Origin of the sequence: Dokdonella sp., assembly GCF_051958935.1 — a bacterium.
GTDB lineage: Bacteria > Pseudomonadota > Gammaproteobacteria > Xanthomonadales > Rhodanobacteraceae > Dokdonella_A.
Genome location: NZ_JBQCFP010000149.1, coordinates 1 through 11,032, shown reverse-complemented (window position 1 = coordinate 11,032; position 11,032 = coordinate 1). Strand labels below are relative to the sequence as shown.

At 67.2% G+C, this 11,032-nt stretch carries 11 protein-coding genes; 9 read left to right on the top strand and 2 right to left on the bottom strand.

Features of this window, described 5'->3' with window-relative positions:
* The coding region (gene ccsA, locus ACTHK2_RS14500; protein ID WP_440246425.1) for a cytochrome c biogenesis protein CcsA at nt 1–522 on the bottom strand (522 nt) is incomplete at its 3' end.
* A 153-nt stretch (nt 523–675) separates the two neighbouring features.
* Here ccsA and ffh point away from each other — a divergent pair.
* From ffh to htpG, 9 genes are all read left to right on the top strand, one after another.
* On the top strand, nt 676–2,064 hold the full coding sequence (ffh, locus tag ACTHK2_RS14495) for a signal recognition particle protein (protein ID WP_440246423.1): 1,389 nt from the start codon (nt 676–678) through the stop codon (nt 2,062–2,064).
* 176 nt (nt 2,065–2,240) lie between these two features.
* On the top strand, nt 2,241–3,986 hold the full coding sequence (locus ACTHK2_RS14490) for a DUF1800 domain-containing protein (protein ID WP_440246422.1): 1,746 nt from the start codon (nt 2,241–2,243) through the stop codon (nt 3,984–3,986).
* Between the two features lie 10 nt (nt 3,987–3,996).
* Entirely contained in the window at nt 3,997–5,478 is a 1,482-nt protein-coding gene (locus tag ACTHK2_RS14485) for a DUF1501 domain-containing protein (RefSeq protein WP_440246421.1), read from the top strand.
* 4 nt (nt 5,479–5,482) lie between these two features.
* On the top strand, nt 5,483–6,004 hold the full coding sequence (locus ACTHK2_RS14480; RefSeq protein WP_440246420.1) for a hypothetical protein: 522 nt from the start codon (nt 5,483–5,485) through the stop codon (nt 6,002–6,004).
* 188 nt (nt 6,005–6,192) lie between these two features.
* A complete protein-coding gene (gene rpsP, locus ACTHK2_RS14475) occupies nt 6,193–6,444 on the top strand; it encodes a 30S ribosomal protein S16 (RefSeq protein WP_440246419.1) in 252 nt (83 codons plus the stop codon).
* Between the two features lie 4 nt (nt 6,445–6,448).
* Entirely contained in the window at nt 6,449–6,964 is a 516-nt protein-coding gene (gene rimM / locus ACTHK2_RS14470) for a ribosome maturation factor RimM (RefSeq protein ID WP_440246418.1), read from the top strand.
* A gap of 45 nt (nt 6,965–7,009) precedes the next feature.
* Nucleotides 7,010–7,780: a tRNA (guanosine(37)-N1)-methyltransferase TrmD gene (trmD, locus tag ACTHK2_RS14465; RefSeq protein ID WP_440246417.1), complete on the top strand. Its 771-nt coding sequence runs from the start codon at nt 7,010–7,012 to the stop codon at nt 7,778–7,780.
* 57 nt (nt 7,781–7,837) lie between these two features.
* Nucleotides 7,838–8,203 (top strand): 50S ribosomal protein L19, encoded by a 366-nt coding sequence (gene rplS, locus ACTHK2_RS14460; RefSeq protein ID WP_131994340.1) that lies wholly within the window; start codon nt 7,838–7,840, stop codon nt 8,201–8,203.
* Nucleotides 8,204–8,663: 460 nt separating this feature from the next.
* Nucleotides 8,664–10,535: a molecular chaperone HtpG gene (gene htpG / locus ACTHK2_RS14455; protein ID WP_440246416.1), complete on the top strand. Its 1,872-nt coding sequence runs from the start codon at nt 8,664–8,666 to the stop codon at nt 10,533–10,535.
* Between the two features lie 274 nt (nt 10,536–10,809).
* Here the strand turns inward: htpG and ACTHK2_RS14450 are convergent.
* A partial coding sequence (locus ACTHK2_RS14450; protein WP_440246415.1) for a PPC domain-containing protein occupies nt 10,810–11,032 on the bottom strand: 223 nt, incomplete at its 5' end.

Sequence of the window (11,032 nt, the reverse complement as noted above, 5' to 3'; positions counted from 1 at the left end):
CAGCAGCGCCTCGGTCAGGGTCAGCGGCGGCAGCGAATGCAGTAGCGCGCCGAATTGGCGATGGCGCAGGGCACGTTCCTGCAGGGCGAGCAGGATCGCGAGTGCGGCGGCGATGGACAGCACGCCGAATGCGAGCAGGGCGACGCTCACGTGCAGCTTGATCTGCCAGTCGATCGGCTGCGGTGCGGTCGCCGGCGCGGCGTAGACGTCGATCGCGAGCAGCAGGGCGGTCAGCGGAAAGACGATGACGCCGAGCGTGGCGACCGGCCGCGACAGGTTGACGATGAGCGTGAGCATCGAAACCACGCCCGCCACCAGCGACAGGGCGGCGAAGAAGTGGAGATCCAGCGTGCCGCGATGGGCGCCGAGCAGCACGCCCGCATGGGCGAGCACGGCGAGCGACGCGATCGCCAATGGCAGTTTTGCCGGCACTTCACCGCGACCGAGCAGCGGCCGCGCCAGCAGCAGGCTGGCGACGAGGTAGGCGAGGACCGCGAATGCGGCGAGGATCGTGATGGGCATGCCCACAAGTGTGGCACACGACGCGCGCCGCATCGGCATCGGGGCCCGGCAGGCCGGCGATCGCCCTGCGGCCGGCCGCGCGATGGCGGTGTCCGCGATCGCCCGGCCGCCATCCCGCTATAATCGGCGTCTTTTCCGTACGCCGGTCCGCCCATGTTCGAGTCGCTCAGCCAACGCCTCTCCGCCACCGTCCAGCGCTTGCGCGGCAAGGGGCGGCTGACCGAAGCGAACATTCGCGAAGCGCTGCGCGAAGTGCGCATCGCCCTGCTCGAGGCCGACGTCGCGCTGCCGGTGGTGCAGGCGCTGATCCAGCGCGTGCAGGTGAAGGCGCTCGGCCAGGAAGTGCTGCGCAGCCTCACGCCGGGCCAGACCCTCGTGAAGGTCGTGCGCGACGAGCTGACCGCGGTGATGGGCACCGCGAACAGCGACCTCAACCTCGCCGCCGCGCCGCCCGCGGTCGTGCTCATGGCGGGTCTGCAGGGCGCGGGCAAGACGACGACGGTGGCCAAGCTCGCGCGTTTCCTGAAAGAGCGCCGCAAGAAGAAGGTGATGGTGGTCAGCTGCGACGTCTACCGCCCGGCGGCGATCGAGCAACTGCGCACGCTCGCGGACCAGGTCGAGGTGTTGTTCCATCCATCCAGCGACGGGCAGGACCCGCTCGCGATCGCGAAGTCGGCGCGCGACGCCGCGGCACGCGCCTTCGCCGACGTGCTCATCGTCGACACGGCGGGCCGCCTGCACGTCGACGAGCAGATGATGGCGGAGATCAAGTCGCTGCACGCGGCGCTCGATCCGGTCGAGACGCTGTTCGTGGTCGACTCGATGACCGGCCAGGACGCGGCCAATACCGCCAAGGCGTTCGCCGATGCGCTGCCGCTGACCGGCGTTGTACTGACCAAGACCGACGGCGACGCCCGCGGTGGTGCGGCGCTGTCGGTGCGGTACGTGACCGGCCGGCCGATCAAGTTCATCGGCGTCAGCGAGAAGCCCGATGGCCTCGAACCCTTCCACCCCGATCGCATCGCCACGCGCATCCTCGGCATGGGCGACGTGCTGTCGCTGGTCGAGCAGGTCGAGCAGGGCGTCGACCAGGAGAAGCAGCGCAAGCTCGCCGAAAAGGTCATCAAGGGCAAGCGCTTCGACCTCAACGACATGCGCGACCAGCTCGAACAGATGGTCAACATGGGCGGCATGGCCTCGCTGATCGACAAGCTGCCGGGCGTGGGTACGCTGCCCGACCACGTCAAGTCCAAGGTCAACGACCGCGAAGTGCATCGCATGGTCGCGATCATCGGTTCGATGACGAAGAAGGAGCGGCGCCATCCCGATCTCCTCAACGGTTCGCGTCGCGCACGCATCGCGCGTGGCTCCGGCACGCAGCCGGCGGACGTCAACAAACTGCTCAAGCAGTACCAGCAGATGGAAAAGATGATGGCCAAGCTCGGCAGCGGCGGCATCAAGGGCCTGATGCGGCAGATGGGCGCGGCGATGAAGGGCATGGGCGGCGGCGGCTTCCCCCCGGGCGGCCTGCCCGGGCGCTGATCGCCGCGATCGCCGGCGCGTTCTCCTGCCCGGCGGTCAACCGACCGTACGTCCGCGCGTTCGCACCGGACGTCGACCGCCGTCGCCGAGTGGGTCGATCGTCACAATCACGGGTGATCGCAGCGGCTAGATTGCCGCCCGGTTGCCGGATCGCCCGGCCATCGCGGGGACGAGCAATGACACGTTTCAATGCCTGCGGCGCGCTCGCTGCACTGGCTTCGATGGCCTGCGTGGGCGCGCACGCCGCCACGCACGACCACCTGTTCACCTACGGCTTCGATCCGGCGCCGGACGCGCCCGCCGACGCCAACGAAGCGGCGCGCTTCCTCACCCAGGCCACGTTCGGGCCGACCGCGACCGACATCGCCCGCCTCACCGCGCTCGGCTACGACGCGTGGATCGAGCAGCAGCTCGGCCAGGCGCCGACGCTCGGCGCGTCCGCGGTCGAGGCCGTCGTCAACGCGCGTACCGCGGCGTCGCAGAGCGTCAGCCAGTCGCAGCGCATCCAGCGCTGGTACTGGCAGGCGACCTATGCGCCCGACCAGTTGCGCCAGCGCATGGCGTGGGCGCTCAGCCAGATCTTCGTTGTGTCGGACCAGAACAGTTCGATCGGCAACTACATCGTGCCGATGGCGGGCTACTACGACATGCTTGCGAAGGACGCGTTCGCGTCGTACCGCACGCTGCTCGGCGACGTGACGTGGCACCCGATGATGGGACGCTACCTGTCCTCGTTCCGCAACCAGAAGCCGAGTGCGTCGACGAGCCCGGACGAGAACTACGCGCGCGAAGTCATGCAGCTGTTCTCGATCGGTCTGGTCCTGCGCGACATGGACTTCACGCCGATCCTGTCCAACGGCGTCGAGATCCCGACCTACGACCAGACCACGATCACGCACACCGCGAAGGTGTTCACCGGATTCACCTGGAGCGACGCGCCGCTCGATCCGCCGAATTTCAACGGCGGTGGCCTCACCTTCGCCGCGCAGTACGCGCCGATGCAGTGCTTCGGCACCGAGCATTTCCCGGCCAGCGGCACCGGCAGCAACAACATGCGCCACGACATCACCGGCGACGACGGCACCACCGCGACGCCGAAGACGGTAGTCGGCGGCATGACGATCCCGCCGAACCAGACCTGCGCGCGGGACGTCGGCGACGAACTCGACATCCTCGCCGCGCATCCGAACGTGCCGCCGTTCATCTCGCGCCAGCTGATCCAGCGATTCGTGACCAGCAACCCGTCACCCGGGTACATCGAGCGCGTCGCGACGGTGTTCGACGCGCCGGGCGCGAACCTCGGCGACGTCGTCAAGGCGATCCTGATGGACGACGAGGCGCGCCATCCGCCCGCGCTCGCGAGCGGCGATCGCTACGGCAAGCTGCGCGAGCCGATCCTTCGCCTGACCGCGGTGTGGCGCGCATTCAATGCGCAGGCGCAGGCGCCCGATGCGTACGGCGAGGTGAAAATGACCGCAGGCAACACCCAGACCGGCTCGTTCGGCCAGGGACCGCTGCAGTCGCCGACGGTCTTCAACTTCTACGAACCCGACTACCAGCAGCCGGGACCGTTCGCCGACAACGATCGCTATTCGCCGGAGCTGCAGATCCTCAGCGAGGCGAGCGCGTATACGACGGCCAATTCCTACTACAACTTCACCGCGAAGGCGTACGTGGGCATGACGAATCCGCCCTCCGACCGGCCGCTGCTCGATCTCTCGTCGCTGACCGCGAACGCCACGAATCCGGCCGCGATGGTCGCGACGATCGACCGCAGCCTGCTGTACGGCACGATGTCACCGGTGATGCGGGCGACGCTGACGGGAATGCTGACCAACCTCAACGGCGCGTCCGCGGCCGAGAAGGCCTGGTCGGCGATCTACCTGACGATCCTGTCGCCCGAATTCGCGGCGCAACGCTGAGGAAACGACGATGAGCCATACCCGCACCTCGCGCCGCGATTTCCTGCGCACGCTCGCGATCGCCGCGTGCAGCGGCGGCACCGCCGCGCTGTTCCCGCAGTTGCGCATGATGGGCAGCGCGCTCGCCAACACGCGCTCGCTGACTGGCTACAAGGCGCTCGTCTGCGTCTACCTCGCCGGCGGCAACGATTCGTGGAACATGCTCGTGCCGTTCGACACGCCGCGCCACGACGTGTACGCGGACGCACGCGGCGGCGTGTACAACGCGCAGTCGAACGCCGACGGCCTCGCGCTCGGCATCCCTACCGGCGCCGACGTCGCATTGCAGAAGATCGTCGACGCCGCCGATGCGAGCAGCGCGACCAACCAGTACTTCGTGCATCCGAGGCTCGCCGACCTCGGCGGGTTGTATCGCGCCAACAAGCTCGCATTCGTCGCCAACGTCGGCACCCTGGTCAGGCCGATCGTCAAGGCCGACTACTCGACGCCGGGCAACCGCCCGCCGCAGCTTTACTCGCATTCGGACCAGGAGAACCTCTGGCACCAGGGCAACAGCCTGCGCAACAGCGTGATCGGCTGGGGCGGTCGTTGCGGCGACGTCGTGCGTTCGTCCAATGCGAACCAGGACCTGTCCAGCTGCATTTCGATCTCGGGCGCGAACCGCTTCGAGATCGGTCTGTCGACCGTGCCGTACCGCATGTCCTCGAGCGGCCTGTCGTCGCTCAGCGGCGTGTGCAATCCGACGCCGTGCAACGGCGTCAGCGCGACGAGCGTGCGCGACAACGCGCTCAATGCACTGCTCGGCGACACCTACGCGAGCGACTTCGCGGGCGAGTATTCGAAGGTGTTCAGGCGCAGCCGCGACCTCTACAACCTGCTCAAGGCCGGACTCGACGCCACCACGATCGTGCAGGCATTCCCGAACAACAACTCGCTCGCCTCGCAGCTGCTGATGGTCGCGAAGATGATCAAGCTGTCGAAGGCGCAGAACTATGCCGCGCGCCAGATCTACTACGTGCGCCTGGGCGGTTTCGATCTCCATTCCGGCCTGATGTCGGGCGGCAACAACGACCATGCGGCGTTGCTCAAACTCGTTTCGGACGCGGTGTCGGCGTTCTGGCAGGCGCTCGCCCCCGGCGATGTCGACGCGCAGAACGAGGTGACGCTGTTCACCGCGTCGGAGTTCGCGCGCACGCTGCAGTCGAACGGTTCCGGTTCGGACCACGCCTGGGGCGGGGTGCAGTTCGTGCTCGGCGGGGCGGTCAACGGCGGCCGCCTGTACACCGACGGGGGCGGGCCGATCAGCGGATTCCCGGACCAGCACCTGGATGCGCCGAACAATTTCTCGCGCGGCCAGATGATCCCGGGCATCGGCGTCGACCAGTACGCGGCGACGCTCGCGCAATGGCTCGGCGTGACCTCGCCGACCGATCTCGCCGCAATCTTCCCGAACCTGGCGAACTTCGGCAGCGCCAACCTCGGCTTCGTCTGAACCGATGCGCGCGACACCGGGCGTCTTCACCGCCGCCGGGTTCGCACTCGCCGTCGCGGCGCACGCGCACGCGGGCGAGCCGGCCGGCTGCACGCGCATCGCGGACATCGCGCCCAACTACGCGATCAGCTACGGCGCGGCGATCCAGGGCCTGTTCGACGATTACGCGACGAATGGCGGCAGCGCGGGCTGCGTCGACTGCCACTTCGCGCCGCCGCCGATGCCCAGTGGGGGACTCGATCTCAGCGCGGGCGCGTCGTGGGGGCACCTCGTCGGCGTGCCAAGTGGCGCGGACGAGAACATCCTCTACGTCGTGCCCGGGCGGCCCGAGGAGAGCCTGCTGATCCGCAAGGTCAACTGCGACACGCCGGGAGTCGGTGCGCGCATGCCGCTCGACAACTATGGCGGCGGTTTGCAGCCAGCGCAGCAGGCGCTCATCTACGACTGGATCGCCAACGGCGCATTGCCGGGGACGAGTTCCACGGTGTTCCGCGACGGCTTCGACATCCGCGGTTTCGTACCCTGAACGGCGTGCCTTTCGCTCCGCGGGCGGACGCGGGCGAAGCAGTGACCCAGGCCTCATTTCCACGACAAGTCGTTGCGGGGCTTTATTTTTTCCTGATTCCCGCTAGAATGCCCGGCTCCCGACGCGCGACGGCCGCTCACAGGCCCGGGTGCGACGTCGACGACTTCGCAAAATATCGAGCAAAAACAATGGTCAAGATTCGCCTTTCCCGTGGCGGCGCCAAGGGTCGTCCGTTCTACCACATCATCGTGACCGACGGGCGCAACGCGCGCGACGGCCGCAACATCGAGCGCGTCGGCTATTTCAACCCGGTCGCGGCCGGCAAGGACGTGCGCCTCGAGCTGGACACCGCGAAGGTCAAGTCGTGGGTCGAGAAGGGTGCGCAGATGACCGAGAAGGTCAAGTCGCTCTACAAGGAAGCGAGCAAGAAGGCAGCCTGATCGCGTGGGCGGGTCGGAGAAATTCGTCCTGCTCGGCAAGGTGGTCGGCGTACACGGCGTGCGGGGCGAGCTCAAGCTCGAGTCGTACACCGAGCCGCGAACGCAGATCTTCCGCTACAAGCCGTGGCGGATGCGTTCGGCGGGCGGCGAAACGGTCATCGAAGGCGGCGGTCGCGGGCGCGCCCAGGGCAAGGGGATCGTCGCCGAGCTGCCGGGCGTGAGCGATCGCGACGCCGCGGCGGCGCTGGTCGGCACCGAAATCTGGGTCGCGCGTTCGGCATTGCCTAAGGCGAAACCCGGCGAGTACTACTGGACCGATCTCGAAGGACTCGAGGTCGTCACCGGCGAAGGCACGACGCTCGGCCGCGTATCGCACCTGATCGCGACCGGCGCGAACGACGTGCTGGTGGTCAGGGATGCCGAACGCGAACGGTTGATTCCGTTCCTGGTCGGGCGGTTCGTGACCGAGGTCGATCTCGACGGTGGTCGCATCACCGTCGACTGGGATGTGGATTTCTAGTGCGATGCATCCGTGCATCGTGGCAGGTGTGGAGGCAATGGCGCGATGCGGATTGACGTCATCACGCTGTTTCCGGATTTCATCGACAGTTGTGCGCGGATAGGAGTCGTCGGGCGCGCGCGCGAACGCGGGTTGTTGCAGATCGCAACCTGGAACCCGCGCGATTTCGCGACCGACAACTACCGCTCGGCCGACGATCGCTGCTACGGCGGCGGCCCCGGCATGGTGATGATGATCGATCCGCTGCGCAAAGCGCTCGACGAAGCGCGTGCCGCAGCCGGATCGAGTGAAGCGAAAGTGATTTACCTGAGTCCGCAGGGAACGCGGCTCGACCAGGCCAAGGTGGCGGAACTCGCCAAGCTCGATCACCTGATCCTGCTGAGCGGGCGCTACGAAGGCGTGGACGAACGGTTCCTGGAGCACGCGGTCGACGAGGAGATTTCCGTCGGCGACTACGTGCTCTCGGGCGGCGAACTCGCTGCGGCGATCGTGATCGATGCGGTCGGGCGCCTGCAGCAGGGTGTGCTGAACGATGCGATGTCGGCCGAACAGGATTCGTTCTCGAACGGCCTGCTCGACTGCCCGCACTACACGCGTCCCGAGCATCACGAATGGGGCGACGTGCCGGCGGTGCTGACGTCGGGCGACCACGCGGCGATTGCGCGTTGGCGCCTGAAGCAGTCGCTGGGTCGCACCTGGCTGCGACGGCCCGACCTGCTGGAGCGGGTCGAGCTGGACAAGAAAACCCGCGCGTTGCTGGCCGAGTTCCAGCGCGAGCACGAACAGGACGCGCCGGATCGCGAATCCGGCGAATGAAGACGGCGCTGACGACGGGCGTCGACGAAAAAAAATCAGACCAGAGTGGTGAGTGTCATGAACCTGATCCAGCAATTCGAAGCCGCCCAGATGACCCGTACGCTGCCGGAATTCAGCCCGGGCGATACCGTGATCGTCAACGTGAAGGTCAAGGAAGGCAACCGCGAGCGCGTGCAGGCCTATGAAGGCGTCGTCATCGCGCGCAAGAACGCGGGCCTCAACTCGGCGTTCACCGTGCGCAAGATCTCGCACGGCACCGGCGTCGAGCGCGTGTTCCAGTCGCACAGCCCGACGATCGACTCGGTCGTCGTCAAGCGTCGCGGCAAGGTACGCGGCGCGAAGCTCTATTACCTGCGCGGCCTCGAAGGCAAGAAGGCCCGCATCAAGGAAGACCTGGCTGCGCACGCCAAGGACGAAGGCTGAGGCCTACCCACATCCGTCTTGGAGCATACGAGTCGCGTCTGTGCTCCTCGTCAGAGCGGCCGTCGGAAACGACGGCCGCTTTTTTTGTGCGATCGTCCGTGATCGCTGCTCGACGACGCGCTGAGGCGGTCGGCCGGGCCGCGGGCAGTGACGTCCAGAGCGGCCGTCCATGGCCGCACTCTTCATGAAGAGCCCCTTGTGATCGGTCGATGGTGACGGGGCTCGCGTAGGGCGGTACGCGCGCAGCGCGTGCCCCCGCCCGATCGCCGGATACCTGTAGGGCGGATCAAGCCGCGCAGCGGCGGATCCGCCGGTCGCGGTGTGGCTCCAACGTTCGGCTGGCGCCCCGTGCTGGAATCCGCCTTCTTTTCGCGCAGGTCCTGGTCTGGCTGGGCACGCCTTGAACGTTTCCGGCCCAGGCACCATTGTCCGGCGCAGCCAGATCTACGGAGGGAAACCCATGTCCACGACCGTCGAAACCCGCGCCTTCGAGGCCGAGGTGTCGCAAGTCCTGCATCTCGTCACGCATTCGCTCTATTCGCACAAGGAGATCTTCCTGCGCGAGCTCGTCTCCAATGCGTCGGACGCCTGCGACAAGCTGCGCTTCGCCGCGCTGTCCGATGCGTCATTGACCGCGGACGACGCGGAGCTGCGCATCGAGGTGTCCTGGGACAAGGACGCGCGCACGCTGACGATCCGCGACAACGGCATCGGCATGAGCCGCGAGGAAGTGATCGAGAACATCGGTACCGTCGCTCGCTCGGGCACGCGGCGCTTCCTCGAGTCCTTGTCCGGCGATGCGCGCAAGGATACGCAGCTGATCGGCCAGTTCGGCGTCGGCTTCTACTCGGCGTTCATCGTCGCCGACCGCGTCACGCTCGTCACGCGCAAGGCCGGCGCGCCGGCCACCGAGGGCGTGCGCTGGGAGTCGGTCGGCACGGGTGAATACTCGATCGGAGCCGTCGACGAAGCACGCCGGGGCACGACCGTGACCCTGCACCTCAAGGCCGACGAGGGCGAGTTCCTCGATGGCTGGCGCCTGCGTGACCTGGTCAAGCGCTATTCCGACCACGTCGCGTTCCCGATCCGGCTGCCGGTGGAGAAGGACGGCAAGCCGACGGACGAGTTCGAGACGGTCAACCACGCAGCTGCGCTGTGGACGCGCCCGAAGGGCGAGATCAAGGACGACGAATACCAGGCGTTCTACAAGTCGCTTTCGCACGACTTCAACGATGCGCTCGCCTGGTCGCACAATCGGGTGGAGGGCTCGCAGAGCTACACCTCGTTGCTGTACGTGCCGGAGAAGCAGCCGTTCGACGCCGTGTTGAGCGGTCGCGACGAGCGCCACGGCCTCAAGCTGTACATCCGCCGCGTGTTCATCATGGACGCGAGCGAGCAACTGCTGCCCGCATACCTGCGCTTCGTGCGCGGCGTGGTCGATTCGGACGACCTGCCGCTCAACGTCAGCCGCGAAATCCTGCAGGAGAACCGCCTCGTCGCGCAGATCCGCAGCGCCTGCGTCAAGCGCACGCTCGACCTGCTCGAGAAGATCGCGAAGGACGAGCCGGCGAAGTACCAGCAGTTCACCAACGCGTTCGGCAACGTCCTCAAGGAAGGCGTGGCCGAGGACGGTGCGAACCGCGAGCGCGTCGCCAGGCTGCTGCGCTTCGCATCGACCCATGGCGACGATGCGCAGAAGAACGTCTCGCTCGACGACTACATCGGCCGCATGCAGGCCGGCCAGGACGTCATCTGGTACGTCACCGCCGATACGCACGCGGCGGCGAAGGGCAGCCCGCAGATCGAATCGCTGCGCGCGCGCGGCGTCGAAGTGCTGCTGCTCAGCGACCGCATCGACGAATGGATGATCGGTTATCTCGGCGAATACGCGGGCAAGAAACTCCGCAACGCCGCCAAGGGCGAGATCGACGCCGCCGACGGCGCCGAGGCCGAGCAGCGCAAGCAGGCCGAGGAGGCGGCGAAGCCGATGCTCGACAAGCTCGCCGGCGTGCTCGAAGGCCGGGTCGAACAGGTACGCTTTAGCCATCGCCTGACCGGTTCGCCGTCATGCATCGTGCTCGGCGAGTACGACATGGCGCTGCACATGCAGCGCCTGCTGCGAGAGGCCGGCCACGACGTTCCGGCGAGCAAGCCCGTGCTCGAGGTCAATCCCGCGCATCCGCTCGTGCAGCGCTTCGCCGCCGAAACCGATGCCGTTCGCAGTGCGGATCTCGGTGAACTCCTGCTCGAGGAAGCGCAGCTCGCGGCCGGTGACCAGCTCGCCAATCCCGCCGGGTTCATCGCACGCGTGAACCGCCTGCTGCATCAGTAGTCGAGCGCGACGGCCGCCGGCGAGGGTCTGCTCTGGTCGTGAGCAGCGAGTCGATGCCCTCGAGCCCGTCGTGGCGCAGGGCGCCGGAAAGCGGACGTGCAAGCAAGGCCTGTCATTCCGGCGAAAGCCGGAATCCAGCTCTTCGCATCGTGGAGACGCTGGGTCCCCGCTTTCGCCGGGACGACGGCGGGCAGCTTTCCGTTTCCACGAGAGAACCGGGAGGAAACGGCGGCCGACAGGAACCGGCCGCCGTTTTCTGCGCGGTTGTTGCGCGCTACGGCGTGTAGCTCGGCGTCAGCGTGACGCCGGAGAACGTCGTGTAGGCATTGATGCGCACGTGGTACGTACCCGCGGTCGGCGACGCGAACGTGCAGGTCTCGCTGTTGCCGCTGAGATACGGGCGGCACAGATAGCTCGAGCTCGTCGGGGCGGCGTTGAGCTGCACGTAGAGATCCGCATCGCCGCTGCCACCGGCGATCTGGAACTTCAGGTTGGTC

Excerpts from the sequence above, each read along its gene's own strand:
- ACTHK2_RS14480 (WP_440246420.1), top strand. The coding sequence starts at position 5,483 with ATGCGCGCGACACCGGGCGTCTTCACCGCCGCCGGGTTCGCACTCGCC.
- htpG (WP_440246416.1), top strand. The coding sequence starts at position 8,664 with ATGTCCACGACCGTCGAAACCCGCGCCTTCGAGGCCGAGGTGTCGCAA.
- ffh (WP_440246423.1), top strand. The coding sequence starts at position 676 with ATGTTCGAGTCGCTCAGCCAACGCCTCTCCGCCACCGTCCAGCGCTTG.
- ACTHK2_RS14485 (WP_440246421.1), top strand. The coding sequence starts at position 3,997 with ATGAGCCATACCCGCACCTCGCGCCGCGATTTCCTGCGCACGCTCGCG.
- rpsP (WP_440246419.1), top strand. The coding sequence starts at position 6,193 with ATGGTCAAGATTCGCCTTTCCCGTGGCGGCGCCAAGGGTCGTCCGTTC.
- rplS (WP_131994340.1), top strand. The coding sequence starts at position 7,838 with ATGAACCTGATCCAGCAATTCGAAGCCGCCCAGATGACCCGTACGCTG.
- ACTHK2_RS14490 (WP_440246422.1), top strand. The coding sequence starts at position 2,241 with ATGACACGTTTCAATGCCTGCGGCGCGCTCGCTGCACTGGCTTCGATG.
- trmD (WP_440246417.1), top strand. The coding sequence starts at position 7,010 with ATGCGGATTGACGTCATCACGCTGTTTCCGGATTTCATCGACAGTTGT.